Source organism: Kribbella sp. NPDC059898, assembly GCF_042730855.1.
In the GTDB taxonomy this organism is placed as follows: domain Bacteria; phylum Actinomycetota; class Actinomycetes; order Propionibacteriales; family Kribbellaceae; genus Kribbella.
On sequence record NZ_JBHWKR010000001.1, the window covers coordinates 285,893 to 300,351 of the forward strand.

Consider the following 14,459-nt stretch of genomic DNA (forward strand, 5'->3'; position numbering starts at 1 on the left):
CACGTCCCCCCGCGGGCGGATCCCCCCGGACAACAGACCCGGAGCCGTCGATCTCGGTGGGATCGACGGCCCCGGGTCGCTCAGGCGGCGGTGACGCGGACCGCGTAGGCGCCGCGACTGCCGTACGTCGAGTAGCCGGTGTTGAGCGGATCGCCGTACCCGGAGTTCTCGACGCGCAGGTAGTACCGGCCGGCGGCGACCTGGCGACTGATGCTCGCGCTCAGGCCGGTCGGGGTGCTCGCGTTGGACTGGCCGGACGCCGGGTTGGCGGTGGCGACGACGGTGCCCGAGGAGTCGAGCAACTGGAGCTTGATGTCCAGGTCCGCGCCCGACGCGGCGGCGTTCGCGGCGAACTTGAAGGTCCCGGCCTTCAGGTCGATCCGGAACACGTCGACGTCCGTGTCCTTCTCGTAGATCCCCTTCGCGCTCGTCCCGAGGGTAAGTGCGTCGGCGGTCGCCGTGGTGTTCCCGTGGTCGTCGGCCCGGAGGGTCAGCCCGTTCTGGCCGATCACCGCGTAGTCGTCTTCCTTGTTGTTCGCGCCGGCGTACTCGCCCTTGCTCCACTGGCTGATCGCCTTGGAGTAGCCGACGCCCATGATCGGCGCCCAGGCGCCATGACCCGCGTAGTACCCGACCGAGGAGGTGCCGTCGTGCGACAGGCCGACGTTGTGCCCGGCCTCGTGGGCGGCGGCCTCGGCGATGTTCTTCGCGCCGGTGCCGACGCCCTTCGTGAACACCAGCGCCGGCTGGTAGTACGCGTGGTTGCTGGAGTTGTCGTACACGCCGACGTACGCGACCCCGCCGCAACCGCAGCCGGACTGGTACCAGGTCGTCGGGTCGATCACGACGCGCGTGCCGTACTGCGTGTCCGACGCGCCCGAGCGGTCGATCGCCGCCGCGGTCGGCTGCTGAGTCGTCACGTCCACGTCGAACGGCGCGTAGTCCTCCGCAACCCGAGCCCAGACGTCATGAACGACGTCCTGCTCGGCCGTACTGAAACTCGACTGATTGCCGTCGGTGTCGTACGGCGTGATGGTGACCGTCGCGGGCTTGCCGTTGGCGTTCCACGCCGTACCGGTGATCGTGTGACCGGTGAAGTCGAGGTAGATCACGCGATTCGAGCCGGGCTTGCTGTGCAGCTCGAACGCCGGACCCGTGGCGGCGGCGACCGCGGTCTTCGCCCAGCGCGGGGACACGGCGGCGTCGGCGGCCCGTTCGGTGGCCGTGGCGACCGGCTCGCGGTAGAACAGCCGGCCCGCGTGGTCGAGCCAGGCCGTCTTGTCGGTGGTCAGGATCTGCCGGAGGTGGTCGGTGGTCAGCTTGTTCTTCGCGGCGACCTCGTCGAGGCGGGACTGGACGCGGCCGAGCGCGGTCCGGCCGGGGAGCTCCTGGCCGAGCAGTTGGTCGACGGCGAGCGGAGCGGGCTCCTTGGCGTCGGCCTGGTTGCCCAGCGCGACGGCCAGGGTTCCACAGGCGAGTGCACCGGCGACAGCGAGCGCGCCGATCCGGCGGCGGTTCAAGGCATGGTTCAGGGGGCGGCGGGTTGGCATGGGGGCGGGGACTCCTCAGGTACTCCGGCGTGCCTCACTTGACATCTTCACGAGCGGTGTACGCGAACGCACTGAGCGTAGCCTGCCGGAAGGTCCCCGGCGCTGTATAGATTCGTCTCGGGATTTAACGCCGACTTGGGAGGCTCCCGATGCGATTCATGATGATCTTCAAGGCCAACGACGAGTCCGAGGCCGGGCAGCCGCCGAGCGAGGCCGCGCTGACCGCGATGGGCCTGGTGATGGCCGAGATGGCGGAGAAGGGTGTGCTGCTGGCGGGCGATGGGCTGCTGCCGAGCTCGGAGGGCTTCCGGCTGCAGCTCGACAAGGGCAGCCGCCGCGTGGTCGACGGCCCGTTCGCCGAGACCAAGGAACTGATCGCCGGGTTCTGCCTGATCGAGGTGGCGTCCCGGGCGGAGGCGGAGGAATGGGGCTGGCGGTGCATCGCGGCGGACGCCCTCGGCGTCGGCGACCCGCAGACCTCCGGCCAGCTGGAGATCCGGCCCGTCCCGACCGCCGACTTCTTCGGCGACAACTACACCGACGAGGCCCAGCAGCGGAACGAGGTGACCTTCCAGAAGGCGGCGGAGAACCTTCAGAACAGCAGCACCTGACGGATCGACGTACCGGCGGCGAGGTCGTCGAACGCCTCGTTCAGGTCGTCGAGTCCGACGGTGGCGGTAAGCAGCCGGTCGACCGGAAGGCGGCCGGCGCGGTAGAGCGCGACGTACCGCGGGATGTCACGGGACGGGACCGACGAGCCGAGGTACGAGCCTTTCACGGTGCGCTCCTCGGCGACGAGGGAGACCGCCGGCACCGTGAAGGACTGCGACGGGTGCGGGAGGCCGACCGTGACCGTGGTGCCGCCGCGGCCGGTTGCGGCGTACGCCTGCTCGAGGACCTTCGCGCTGCCGACCGTCTCGAAGGCGTACTCCGCTCCACCGGCGGTTGCTTCGCGGACCTGGTCGACGGCGTCGGGGGCGTTGGCGTCGATGGCTGCGGTCGCGCCGAGTTCGAGGGCGAGTTGGAGTTTGGCCGGTACGACGTCGACGGCGACGATCGGGTGGGCGCCGACGAGGACCGCGCCGAGCAGTGCGGAGAGGCCGACGCCGCCTAGTCCGAAGACTGCCGTGCTGCGGCCGGCGCGGAGTTGGGCTGTGTTTACTACCGCGCCTACTCCGGTGAGGACCGCGCAGCCGAAGAGGGCGGCGATCTGGGGTGGGAGGGACGGGTCGATCTTCACGGCCGAATGTGCCGAGATCACCGCGTGATCCGCGAATCCCGAAATGCCCAGATGGTGATGGATGACGGTTGCCCCTGGAGTGGTCAGGCGGTGGGCTCCGGTGAGGAGGGCGCCGGTGGTGTTGGCGACGGCGCCTGGTTCGCAGAGGGCGGGGCGGCCGGAGGCGCACGAGGCGCAGGTGCCGCAGGCGGGGACGAACGCACAGGCGACGATGTCGCCGGCGGCGAACCCGGGAGCCTTGGAGTGGATGATCTCGCCGGTGGCCTCGTGGCCGAGCAGCATCGGCATCACGCGGGGGCGCGAACCGTTGATGACCGACAGGTCCGAGTGGCACAGGCCGGCGGCCCGGATCCGGATCAGCAACTCCCCTGGCCCCGGCGGCGCGAGTTCGACCTCCTCCACCCGCAGCGGGCGCGACTCGGCGTACGGCGCCGCCAACCCCATTTCACGCAGTACCGCGCCGCGCACGATCATGGGGTGATTCCTTCCAGCGCGGTGCGGATGAGGGCCGGGACAGGGACTGGGCGTCGGGTGGTGCGGTCCACGAAGACGTGGACGAAGCGGCCGGTGGCGGCCGGGTGACTGGAGTCCTCGCGGAACAGGCCGATCTCGTAGCGCACGCTGGAGTTGCCGAGTTGGGCGCAGCGCAGCCCGGCGTCGACGACCCCGGGAAACTCGAGCGGCTGCTTGAACGTGCACTGCGAGTCCACGCACAACCCGATCACCTCGCCGCCGTGGATGTCGAGCCCGCCGGAGCGGATCAGGAAGTCGTTGATGACGGTGTCGAAGAAGCTGTAGTACTCGACGTTGTTGACGTGCCCGTAGACGTCGTTGTCCTTCCACCGCAGCGTGATCGCCAGGTGGTGCGGATACGCTGCGCGCTCCATCGGCAGGCTACGGCTTGCGGCCGACCCCGCAGTACAGACTGCACATGATCTCGGTGAACTCACCCGAGTCGACCCGGCGGTTGGTCTCCTCGTCCGGGAACCACCTGATCGGCGACACCACCCCCGGCTCGATCAGCTCCGTGCCCGCGAAGAAGCGCGTGACGTCCGCCTTGTTCCGCACCTGCGCGTTGCCGCCGCCGTCGGACTTGTACCCCTGCACCGCGCGGTCCCACATCTCCGGCGCGAAGTCCTGCGTCGCGTGCGAGATGATCAGCAGCGACCCGGGCGCCAGCGGCTCGAGCAGGTCGCGGACCATCTCGTACGGCTTCAGGTCGTCCGCGAGCGAGTGCAGCACGCCGACCAGGCTGAGCGCGACCGGCTTGCCGAAGTCGATCAGCTCCCGGACCTCTTCGGTCTGCAGGACCGAACCCGGCACGGTGATGTCGGCGTCGAGGTACGCCGTCCTGCCCAGCGGCCCGCTGGAGAGCAGGGCGCGCGCGTGGGTGAGCACGATCGGGTCGTTGTCGACGTACACGACGTGGGCCTCGGGCACGATCTTCTGGACGATCTCGTGCAGGTTCGGGCTGGTGGGGATGCCGGTGCCGACGTCGAGGAACTGCGTGATGCCCTGGCCGGCGGCGTACCGCGCGGCGCGGTGCATCCACATCCGGTTCGACTGGGCGGTGACGCGGCAGCCCGGGAACGCCTTCAGCAGATGCTCGGCCGCCTGCCGGTCGATGGCGAAGTTGTCCTTGCCACCGAGGAAGTAGTCGTACACCCGCGCCGCGTGCGGCCGGTCGAGCCGCAGCTGCTCGTAGACCCCCGGGTCGACGTCCTGCGATTCGGCCATGAACATCCCATCCGCGCTGCGGCTCAGATCTGAGAATCATCGTAACCGGCACGCCACTGACGGTGACGCCGGCACAAAAACACTACTCCCGTACGGCGTCACTGCCCTCAGCCGCGGCGCGTCCGACAATGTCCTTTACAGAGGCTTGATTCCGACGACGTGGGGTGGACCGATGGGTGACGTGGTCGAGGGCCGGCAGACGGCGGCGTACGACGGGGAACTGGTGGTGTTCCTGATCGGGATGCGGATCAACTCGCTGCGCCGGGTCAAGGAGTGGTGGCCGGTGGCGAAGGCCATGGGGCCGATGCTGCGGGAGCTGTCGAAGGACAAGGACAGCGGGCTGCTCGGCGTACGGACGTTCCCGACGTGGCGGGGCGTCACGCTGATCCAGTACTGGGAGTCCGTGGAGAAGCTCCAGGCGTTCGCGAACGACGACAACCGGAAGCACCGTCCCGCTTGGGTCGCGTTCTTCCGCAACTCGTACAAGAGCGGCGCAACCGGCATCTGGCACGAGACGTACGTCGTCCCGGCCGGCAACACCGAGACGGTCTACGGCAACATGCCCGTCATCGGCCTCGGCCGCGTCCAGGGCGTCGTGCCGGTAGGCCAACGCGGCGACACCGCGGCGGAGCGACTCAGCTAGTTGCGGATCCCCAGGCCATCACAATTGGCCCCGTTGGGGTTGGCCAGGCGGAGCCGCCCGCTGTGGGCCGGATTGTGATGGGCTGGGCATCCGGCCCGGCGGTTACAGTGCAGGCGTGCGGTTCATCCGGGATCTGTGGACGTTGTTGCGGCGGCGGGATTTCCGGCGGTTGTTCGCGGTTCGGCTGACGTCGCAGTGCGGGGACGGGGTGTTCCAGGTCGCGCTGGCGTCGTACGTGCTGTTCTCGCCGGAGCGGGCGCCGGACGCGGCCGCGATCGCGGGGCTGTTCGCGGTGTCACTGCTGCCGTACTCGATCCTCGGGCCGTTCACCGGCGTACTGCTGGACCGGTGGTCGCGCCGCCAGATCCTGTTCGGCGCGAACCTGACCCGCGCGGTGCTCGTGATCGGCGTCGGCGCGCTGGTCGCGGCCGGCAACGTGGGCGTTCCGTTCTACCTCGCCGTACTGCTCACCCTCGGCGTCAACCGCTTCCTGCTGTCCGGCCTCTCCGCCGGCCTCCCCCACGTCGTCGAACGCGACGAGTTGGTGATGGCGAACGCGGTCACGCCCACCTCCGGTACGGCGGCCTTCCTGGTCGGCGGCGGGATCGGCGCCGCGGTGAAACTGCTCGTCGACTCGGACCTCACCGTCCTCGGGCTGACCGTGGTCATCTACACCGCCGCCGCCCTGCTCGCACTCCGGCTGCGCCGCGACCAGCTCGGCCCGGACCTGAGCGGCGACGAGCCCGGCATCGTCGAAGCGCTCCGGACGATCGCGGCCGGTCTGGTCGACGGCGGCCGGCACCTCCGCGAACGCCGGCAGCCTGCGCTCGGCCTCGCCGCGATCGGCTCGCTGCGGTTCTTCTTCGGGCTGATGACGGTCTCGATGATCCTGCTGTACCGGAACTACTTCTACGGACCCGGGCAGCTCGACCGGGCGTTCGGCGGGCTGGCGATCGCGACCGGTGCGGTCGGCGCCGGCGTGTTCGTCGCCGCGCTGATCACCCCGTGGGGCACCCGGGTGATGTCGCTGCGCCGGTGGATCAGCTGGCTGTTCGTCGGTGCCGCAGTCGTCAGCGCCGTACCGATCGGGTTCTACACCAAGCCCGCGCTGGTGATCGGCGGGTTCCTCGTCGGATTCTGCTCGCAGGGCGTCAAGATCAGCGTCGACACCCTCGTACAGACGGGTGTCGACGACGTCTACCGCGGCCGGGTGTTCGCGCTGTACGACATGATCTACAACGTCGGGCAGGTCTCCGCGGCCGCACTCGGCGCGGTGATCCTGCCCGACAGCGGGAAGTCGTATCCGGTGCTCGCCGTGATCGTCGCCGGGTACGCGCTCACCGCCATGCTGTACTCACGTGCCTCGCAGCGCGGTGATCGGCTGGATGGCGGAGGCCTTCCAGGCGGGGTACGTTCCGGCGACCAGACCGATGAACGCACCCAGCAGAGGTGAACCGAACGCGAGCCGGTTGTCCAGGATCGGCGTCCAGTCGCGAATCCAGGACACGCTGACGGTCAGGATCACGCCGACCGCCGTACCGAGCAGGCCGCCGAGGAAGCCGACGATCACGCTCTCCACCAGGAACTGCACGGCGATGTGTCTTCGCGCGGCGCCGAGCGCCCGGCGGAGGCCGATCTCCGAGATGCGTTCCAGGACCGACAACAGGGTCACGTTCGCGATGCCGAGGCCGCCGACGAGGAGTGCAACCGCTCCTAGGAGGAGGAAGAGGGCGTTCAGGTCGGACTCGACACCCTTGCGTACGGCGCCTTGCTTGGGTGGGGCGTCGACGGTAAGGGTGCTCGGGTCGTTCGGCTGGATCGCGATCGGGGCCTGCTCGGCGATGAGCTGGGCGGCGCCCACTGCTGTGCGGATCTCCACCGCGTCGGGGGATTCCAGGTTGTAAGCCTTGCGGGCGGTGCCGTTCGGCATGATCACCGCGTCGTTCAGTTCGGCGCGGCCGGTGACCGAGTCGAGGATGCCGATCACGGTGTACGGCTCGTCGCCGATGAACACTGCCGGTTGCGCGTCGACCCGGTTGATGCCCAGGCGCTCGGCGGCGTGCTTGCCGAGGACAACTACTTTGTCGGCGCGGCGGTCATGGCCCTCGTCGAAGAACCTGCCGGTTTTCAGGACCGCGCGTACGGCGTCCCAGAGGCCGGCGGATCCGGCCATCACCGGGAGCGCCTTGCCGGCACCGCTGTCGAGGCCGGTGACGTTCTGGACGAGGTCGTCGCCGATCTGCAGGTTGGAGACCGTGCCGACCGCGTCGACGCCGTTCAGCCGCTGGATCCGCTCGGGCGCGTCCCACGGAAGCTGCGTCGCGGCCTCCCCTTGCTGACCGCCCTTGTCGTCCGGCGACACCACCACCCGCGTAGCCGCCGCCAGATCGAACCGCTGCGTGATCTGCCCCGCCGCGGTCTGCCCCAGCCCGACAGTCCCCACCAACGCCGCAACCCCGAGCACGGTGCCGAGGGTGGTGAGAATCAACCGCGTAGGACGCGCGGCGACACCGGCCAAGGCCTCGTCGAGGAGATCGCGAATTGCTGGACGTGACCGAAGCCGGCGTCGCCGCGCCGTGGACGGCCCGCCGGTCGGGTCCGGGGGGCCTGATCGGGTTACCACTGGAGGGTTCCGTCGACGATGCGGACCTGGCGTTGGGAGCGGCGGCTGACGTAGTCGTCGTGGGTGATGACGGCCAGCGTCATGCCCTCGGAGTGCAGTTCGTCGAACACCTGCAGGATCGCCTCCGCGTTCTCGCTGTCCAGGTTGCCGGTCGGCTCGTCCGCCAGCAGCAGGCTCGGTTCCGCGACGAGCGCCCGCGCGATCGCGACGCGCTGCCGTTCACCGCCCGAGAGGGTCGTCGGCGCGAACTCCATCCGGTGCGCCAGTCCGACCCGCTCCAGCGCGACCCGGGCGCGGGCGAGCCGCTCGCGCCGCGGCACCCCGACGTACACCATCGAGAGCGCGACGTTCTCCAGCACGGTCCGATGGTCGAGCAGGTGGAACGACTGGAAGACGAACCCGATCCGCTGCCCGCGCAGCACCGCGCGCCGCCGTTCGCGCAGGCTCATCGTGTCCACGCCGTCCAGCCGGTACACCCCGTCCGTTGGGTTGTCCAACAACCCGAGCAGATGCAGCAGCGTCGACTTCCCGGACCCGGACGGCCCCACGATCGACAGGTACTCCCCCTGCCCGATGGTCAGGTCGATCCCCTTGATCGCGCGGACCTCGGGCGGCCCCGGGAAGAACCGCCGTACCCCGATCATCTCCACCACCGGCGCCGGCAGCGCCACCGCGGTACTCACTTCCCCACCACCACTTGATCGCCCTCACTCAGCTTCGCGTCGCCCTTCGGCGTCACCTGGGCGAACCCGTCCGCGGACAGCCCGACCGTGACCGGAATCAGCTCGACCTGCCCGTTCCGCAGTACCTCGACCCGCGACGCCCCGTCGGACCCGGACGACAGCGCGGCCACCGGTACGGCGAGCACCTTGCCGCTGGTGCTCTTCACCGGGATCGTCACCCGCACGTTCGCGTCCCGGAGCAGCGCCAACTGGCTGCCGGTGAGCGCGTTCGGCGCGACCACCACGTCGTACTGCGTCCCGTTCTTCGTCACCCGCCGGACCTTCGACGCGACCGACGTACCGTCGCTGAGCTCGAGCGCCGCCGTCATCTCCGCCTTCAGCCGCTGCGCCGTCTCCGCGTCGACCTTGAGCGTGACAACCAGCGACGCACCGCTCGCCGACATCACCACGCCGTTGACGGTCCCGCCGCGCTCGACCTTCACGTCGTCGACCCGGCGCGGAAGGGTCTTCACGTAGACGACCTCCGACACCGGCAACGGCGTACCGGCCTTGAACTCGGCATCGGTGCGTGCCTGCTCGGCGTCCGACAAGTTCTGCTGGGCGTCGTCGACCGCGCCTTGCTGGACGGACGTGTCCTTCGCCTTGGCATCTTTGGCCGCCTTGAGTTGCGACTGCGCCTGGCGGAGCTGCTTCTTCGCGGCGTCTACCTGCTTCTTCGCCTGGTCGACCGCCTGCGTGAGGCGGTCCTCCGGCGCGGGCGCGTCGTACCCGGCGTTCTCGTACAGCTTCTCGACCGCGGCCGACGTGGACAGCGTGTACTCGTCGTCGACGGTCCCCGGGTCGTACCCGAGCCGGTCGAGCGTCTGCTCCAGCTGCAGCACGTCCGGCCCCTTGCTCCCCGGCGACAGCGTGCGATACATCGGCAGTACGCCGGCCAGCCCGATCACCGGTCGTCCCGTGATCTCCAGCAGCGCCTTGCCCTCGGTGATCGTCGACCCGACCGTCGGGACCTTGCCCGTGACGATCGCAGGCGTGGTCAGCCCGGCGGTCTCGACCCGGATGTTCACCGCGCCGTCGAACGATGCGTCACCCCGCCCGACCACCTTGCTCGACAGCAGCTTCTTCGCCACCGGCACGGTGATCTGGGACGCGGCCGGCGGCGCCGTCTTCGCGGCCGCGTCCTCCGGTGAACTGATCCGGCTGCCCGCCGCCACCCCGATCCCGAGCGAGACCACGGCCACTCCGGCGACACTGACCAGGACCCGGCGGCGGGACTTGGGCGAAGCGGTCACCGGTTCGCCGTCTCGTCGCGGTACGCCTCGAGCTCGGCCTTGTGCTGGTCGACGAACTCCTTCTCCTGCTCGTACTGGACCTTCTTGTAGGCGTCGTCGTACCCCTTGGCCTTGCACTTCTGGTCCGCGACCGCGAGCTCGATCTCGAGCTTGCGCAGCTCGGAGAGCTTCGCCGAGTCGACCTTGTCGAATGACGGCGGACCTGTGATCGTCTTCGCCGGTCCGCCCTTGGCCGGCGGCTGGTTCCCGGTCAACGCGTCGAGCTTCTGCTGTACTTCGTCCCGCGGGTCCGACACCTTCTTGTACCCGGAATGCCCGGCGTCGGCCATGCAGTCGGTCCAGGCAGTGGTCGCGTCCACGACGCGCTGGTCGGAGTCGATCCGCTTCTGCAGCGCCTGGATGTCCTTGAACAGGCTGTCGAACTTCTTGAAGTCGATGGCGCCCTTGTTGTCGCCGTACACCTGCTTGACCGCCTTGCCGCGGCAGCCGAGGTCCTGCTCGCCGCTCGAGTTCGGCCCGCCGCCCTGGATGACGACCGCGCCGTTCCCGGTGGCGTTCGGTCCGTTCAGCGCCTTGTCGTACGCCTTCTGCGCGGTCGGCGAGAGCGCCTTGCGGATCTTGGTGTTCGGGTTGCTGTCGTCGTCCGCGGCCTTCGACCAGTCGATCGTGCTGATCCCGTACCCGTACTGCTCGGCGAACTTGTCCGGCGGCAGGTTGAACGCGTCGCTGAACTTCCCCTTCGCCTGCTGCTCCGGCGGTACGGCGACGTACTCGAAGCCGGCGTCCTTCATGCACGCGACGGTGGCGTCCTCGACCTTCCGCTGTTTCGCGAGCTCCTCGTCGCTCGGCTGCTGCGCACCGCCGGCCCGGGTCGCGATCCGGAACGAGCCGCCGCCCCCGGACGACGAGCTCACGAAGCCATCGCCCATGTACTCCGCGAGCGGACTCTTGCCGCTCTGCTGATCGGACGCGACCGGCGCCTTGTCGTTGCCGCAGGCAGTCAACGCGAGGACCGCCACCAGGGCGAGTGCTGTTTTGCTCTTCATGGCGGTCGAGCGTGCCGCCCGGCTCGTGAAGAACCTGTGAAGGACCGGTTTGCACCCGATGCTCTCAGCCGATCTTCATCGGATTCTCATCTCTTTCGGGGACATTGAGCTAGTGCCCCGAGCCGGGTGCTGGTCGAGTGCTGGAGGTGTCCAGGTGAGTGCATCGCAAGGCGGAAGAGCTGACTCGATGTGGTTTTATCGTGTCCGCTCTTCCAACGCGGCGAGGCGCTCGCCTGGGCGCCTCCAGTGCCGACCAGCACCCGGCTCGGGGCACTAAATGCCAGCGCGGATCCTGGTCGCCGAAGACGACCTCAAGCAGGCCGAGCTGATCCGGCGGTACCTCGAACGCGAAGGGCACCTGACCGTCGTCGTGCACGACGGCCGGGAGGCCATCGACGAGGCCCGCCGGCGCAGCCCGGACCTGCTGGTGCTCGACGTGATGATGCCGAAGGTCGACGGCCTGGACGTCTGCCGGGTGCTGCGGGCCGACGGCGACGTACCGATCATCATGCTGACGGCGCGTTCCACCGACGACGACCTGCTGCTGGGCCTCGACCTCGGCGCGGACGACTACCTGACCAAGCCGTACAACCCGCGCGAACTGGTCGCCCGGGTCCGGACGGTGCTGCGGCGTACCCGGATCCGCTCCGAGGGCGAGGTGTACCGGGTCGGCGAGTTGGAGATCGACCCGTCCCGGCATGAGGTCCGGCTGGCCGGGAAGCTGATCGAGCTGACGCCGGCGGAGTTCAAGATCCTCGCCTGCCTGGCCGCGTCGCCCGGGCGGGCGTTCTCCCGGCAGCAGCTGCTGGAGCACGCGTTCGGCTTCGACCACTACGTGTTCGACCGGACCGTCGACGTCCACGTGATGAACCTGCGGAAGAAGATCGAACTGGCGCCAGGCGCCCCGACGTACCTGCGGACCGTGTACGGCGTGGGCTACAAGCTGGCGGAGGCGTCCCATGCGTCGTAGCGTGCTGGTCCGCTTCCTCGGGTTGTCGCTCGCGGTGGCGCTCGGGGCGGTGATCGCGACCGCGCTGATCGCGACGTACAGCACCTCGGAGAAGCTCCAGGGCGAGATCGACGCCAACACCGGCCAGCTGCAGGTCGATGGCGAGATCTACGCCGAGCTGTCGAAGTACGCCTCCGACCATCCGACCTGGTCGGGTGTGGACAAGGTCGTGCACGATCTGGCCGACCGGCTCGGGCGGCGGGTCGCGGTCACCGCCGAGGACGGGTCGGTCATCGCGGACTCGGCCCGGATGCTCGGCGCCGCACCCGAGCTCCCTTCGGTGCCGGCGGCAACCATCGACGCGCGCGGCGGGATGGGGAAGCTGAGCGGGACGATGACCGTGTACCAGCTGCGCAAGCCGGTAGCCGTCGCGAGCGGGTTCGCGGCGACCGCGGCGGTCGGTCCGCCGTTCATGCCCGCCTCGGATTGGGGGATGACCGACGACGAGCTGAAGCAGCGGACGCAGCTCGCGAAGCAGGCCGTAGCCTGCCTCGGCACGAAGGGCAAGTCGGCGAGCCTGACGCGCAGCGACGGAACGGTGCCGCAGGTGATGATCGAGTCGAAGCAGTCGGTCGCCGGCGTCGCGGTGAACTCCACCACCACCGGCAAGGACGAGTGCCTGCCGCCCGGTCTGTACGCGCCGAGCGCGAAGGCGAAGCTCGTCAACGACGACGAGGTACGGCGGTCCACGGCGTGCCTGGACGCGGCCGGGATCACGTACAAGATCAACGACTTCAACGGCCTGCGATCCGTCGATCCGGCCGTGGCGGAAGGCGCGGTCGACGAGACGTTCGCGAACTGCGTCACCCAGGCCCGCGTGCAGGCGTTGACGCCGTACGTCGCTCCGCCGGCGAAGCTGTACCTCGGGGCGAAGAGCACGTTCAACGTCTTCTCCGGCGAGGGCCTGCTCCGTACGGCGGCGACCGCACTCGGCGTACTGCTGATCGCGGCGCTGGTGATGCTGTTCGCGGGCCGACGGCTGGTACGGCCAATCGTCGCGCTGACCGGTGCGACCCAGCGGATGCGGAACGGCGACCACGCGGCGCGGGTCCCGGTCAGCGGGAAGGACGAGGTGGCGCGGCTGGGTCACGCGTTCAACGACATGGCCGAGGCGATCCAGCGGCACGACTTCCAGCGCAAGGCGATGGTCAGCGACGTCGCCCACGAACTACGGACACCGCTCGCGAACATCAAGGGCTACCTGGTCGCGTCGGAGGACGGCGTCGTACCGCTCGACGGCGCGCTCGTCACGTCCCTGCTCGAGGAGACCGCCCTCCTCGAACACCTGGTCGCCGACCTCCAGGACCTCGCCCTCGCCGACGCCGGCATGCTCCGCCTGCACCCTGCTCCCCGGGACCTGACCGAACTGGCGCAGCAAGTGGTGCTCGCCCACCAACCCACCGCCGAATCAGCAAACGTCACGCTGATCTCCACAGCTTCTGGGCCTTCACCAGCAGTCGTCGACAGCGCGCGCATTCGTCAAGCGCTCGGCAATCTCGTGTCGAACGCGATCAGGTACACACCCTTGGGCGGGCGAGTGATGGTCGGCGTACGCCCCGTGGACAACGGCTACAACCTCACCGTGACCGACAACGGGACCGGGATCGCCGCCGAGCACCTCCCCCACGTCTTCGACCGCTTCTACCGCGCCGACGTCTCCCGCACCCGCACCACCGGCGGCAGCGGCCTCGGCCTGGCCATCACCAAACACCTCGTCGAAGCCCACGACGGCCGGATCACCGTCACCAGCAGGCTTGGCTCCGGCTCCACGTTCACGATCTGGCTGCCTTAGAGATGCGTGTCGCGGTACGAACGAGGTCGGCAACGGCCTGGGATCTGCTGTGTGGTGGCCAGGCGATGACGGTCGTGACGGCCGCTGCGTCCGGCACCGGCACGATGGCGTGATCGTCGCGTAGCTGGGCTCCAAGCGACTCGGGCATGACTGCGCAGGCCCGTCCGAGGGTGATCAGCTGGGTCAACTGGGTATGGTCGCGCACCTGCGGGCCGTGGCCGTCCGGATAACTGCCATCTCGCCGAGGCCAGCGCGGCAGGGGCAAGTCCGTCAGGCCGTTGACCTCAGCCATCGACAGCTGGGTTCGCGTCGCGAGGGGGTGTCCCGCCGGCAGCACCACGACCTGCTGCTCGGTGTGGAGGTCCTCGGTGTCGAATCCGGCCGTTGTGTCGTACGGCCGGTGGAGCAGCGCTACGTCGGCATGCCCGGTGCTCAGCAGGCTTTCCGGTTCGCCAGGCCCGCACAGCATCACCTCGACCGCGACAGCGCCCGGTTCGGCTGCGTAGGCGTCCAGAAGGTTCGACAACAGTTCGCTGGAGGCTCCAGCTTTCGCGGCCAGCACCACACCAGGTTGGTCGGCCGCGGTACGGCGGGTGCGGCGCTCGGCGGCTTCGACCGCGTCGAGGGCCGTCCTGGCCTCCCGCAACAAGACCGACCCGGCTTCGGTCAAGGTGACTGCGCGGGCAGTGCGGTGCAGCAGAACGACGCCTAGTCGCCGCTCCAACTGCTGGATCGCCCGCGACAACGGTGGTTGCGCCATCGCGAGCCGTTCCGCGGCCCGCCCGAAGTGCAACTCCTCGGCGACGGCGACGAAGTACCGCAACTCCCGCGTCTCCACCGGCTC

Annotated in this window: 14 protein-coding genes; 5 read left to right on the forward strand and 9 right to left on the reverse strand. The window is 69.3% G+C overall.

The window, feature by feature from the left end; genetic code table 11:
- Window positions 1-80: 80 nt before the first annotated feature.
- Window positions 81-1,550 (reverse strand): pre-peptidase C-terminal domain-containing protein, encoded by a 1,470-nt coding sequence (locus ACFV9C_RS01430; protein ID WP_380189832.1) that lies wholly within the window; start codon window positions 1,548-1,550, stop codon window positions 81-83.
- 149 nt (window positions 1,551-1,699) lie between these two features.
- Between ACFV9C_RS01430 and ACFV9C_RS01435 the strand changes: the two genes are divergently transcribed.
- Window positions 1,700-2,161: a YciI family protein gene (locus ACFV9C_RS01435; protein WP_380189834.1), complete on the forward strand. Its 462-nt coding sequence runs from the start codon at window positions 1,700-1,702 to the stop codon at window positions 2,159-2,161.
- On the opposite strand, the gene ACFV9C_RS01440 is transcribed toward ACFV9C_RS01435, so the two are convergent.
- From ACFV9C_RS01440 to ACFV9C_RS01450, 3 genes are read right to left on the reverse strand one after another with little or no spacing between them, the layout of a single operon-like run.
- A complete protein-coding gene (locus tag ACFV9C_RS01440) occupies window positions 2,143-3,264 on the reverse strand; it encodes a zinc-dependent alcohol dehydrogenase family protein (protein WP_380189836.1) in 1,122 nt (373 codons plus the stop codon). The two genes, ACFV9C_RS01435 and ACFV9C_RS01440, sit on opposite strands and share 19 nt — an antisense overlap.
- Complete coding sequence (locus tag ACFV9C_RS01445) at window positions 3,261-3,677, reverse strand: acyl-CoA thioesterase (protein ID WP_380189838.1); 417 nt, start codon at window positions 3,675-3,677, stop codon at window positions 3,261-3,263. Before ACFV9C_RS01445 ends, ACFV9C_RS01440 begins: the two co-directional genes overlap by 4 nt.
- Window positions 3,678-3,684: 7 nt before the next feature.
- The gene (locus ACFV9C_RS01450; RefSeq protein WP_380189840.1) at window positions 3,685-4,527 is read right to left on the reverse strand and encodes an SAM-dependent methyltransferase; all 843 of its coding nucleotides are present in this window, start codon (window positions 4,525-4,527) and stop codon (window positions 3,685-3,687) included.
- Window positions 4,528-4,699: 172 nt separating this feature from the next.
- Between ACFV9C_RS01450 and ACFV9C_RS01455 the strand changes: the two genes are divergently transcribed.
- Together ACFV9C_RS01455 and ACFV9C_RS01460 are read left to right on the forward strand one after the other, a co-directional pair.
- Entirely contained in the window at window positions 4,700-5,170 is a 471-nt protein-coding gene (locus tag ACFV9C_RS01455; RefSeq protein ID WP_380189842.1) for a DUF4188 domain-containing protein, read from the forward strand.
- A gap of 115 nt (window positions 5,171-5,285) precedes the next feature.
- Window positions 5,286-6,623 carry an MFS transporter gene (locus ACFV9C_RS01460; RefSeq protein WP_380189845.1) on the forward strand — a complete coding sequence of 446 codons (1,338 nt, stop codon included), beginning with the start codon at window positions 5,286-5,288 and terminating at the stop codon, window positions 6,621-6,623.
- On the opposite strand, the gene ACFV9C_RS01465 is transcribed toward ACFV9C_RS01460, so the two are convergent.
- The 4 genes from ACFV9C_RS01465 to ACFV9C_RS01480 form a co-directional block, all read right to left on the reverse strand.
- Window positions 6,525-7,658, reverse strand: a complete 1,134-nt coding sequence (locus ACFV9C_RS01465; RefSeq protein WP_380189847.1) for an ABC transporter permease — start codon at window positions 7,656-7,658, stop codon at window positions 6,525-6,527. The two genes, ACFV9C_RS01460 and ACFV9C_RS01465, sit on opposite strands and share 99 nt — an antisense overlap.
- A 128-nt stretch (window positions 7,659-7,786) precedes the next feature.
- A complete protein-coding gene (locus ACFV9C_RS01470) occupies window positions 7,787-8,437 on the reverse strand; it encodes an ABC transporter ATP-binding protein (protein ID WP_380190871.1) in 651 nt (216 codons plus the stop codon).
- 35 nt (window positions 8,438-8,472) lie between these two features.
- Window positions 8,473-9,768: a peptidoglycan-binding protein gene (locus tag ACFV9C_RS01475; protein WP_380189849.1), complete on the reverse strand. Its 1,296-nt coding sequence runs from the start codon at window positions 9,766-9,768 to the stop codon at window positions 8,473-8,475.
- Window positions 9,765-10,814, reverse strand: a complete 1,050-nt coding sequence (locus ACFV9C_RS01480; protein ID WP_380189851.1) for a hypothetical protein — start codon at window positions 10,812-10,814, stop codon at window positions 9,765-9,767. Before ACFV9C_RS01480 ends, ACFV9C_RS01475 begins: the two co-directional genes overlap by 4 nt.
- A 277-nt stretch (window positions 10,815-11,091) precedes the next feature.
- Here ACFV9C_RS01480 and ACFV9C_RS01485 point away from each other — a divergent pair, with 277 nt between their 5' ends.
- Window positions 11,092-11,784 (forward strand): response regulator, encoded by a 693-nt coding sequence (locus tag ACFV9C_RS01485; RefSeq protein ID WP_380189853.1) that lies wholly within the window; start codon window positions 11,092-11,094, stop codon window positions 11,782-11,784.
- A complete protein-coding gene (locus tag ACFV9C_RS01490) occupies window positions 11,774-13,615 on the forward strand; it encodes a sensor histidine kinase (RefSeq protein ID WP_380189855.1) in 1,842 nt (613 codons plus the stop codon). The genes ACFV9C_RS01485 and ACFV9C_RS01490 overlap by 11 nt, the downstream gene beginning before the upstream one ends.
- Here the strand turns inward: ACFV9C_RS01490 and ACFV9C_RS01495 are convergent.
- Entirely contained in the window at window positions 13,596-14,453 is an 858-nt protein-coding gene (locus ACFV9C_RS01495; RefSeq protein WP_380189857.1) for a LysR family transcriptional regulator, read from the reverse strand. The genes ACFV9C_RS01490 and ACFV9C_RS01495 overlap by 20 nt on opposite strands.
- Window positions 14,454-14,459: the final 6 nt, after the last annotated feature.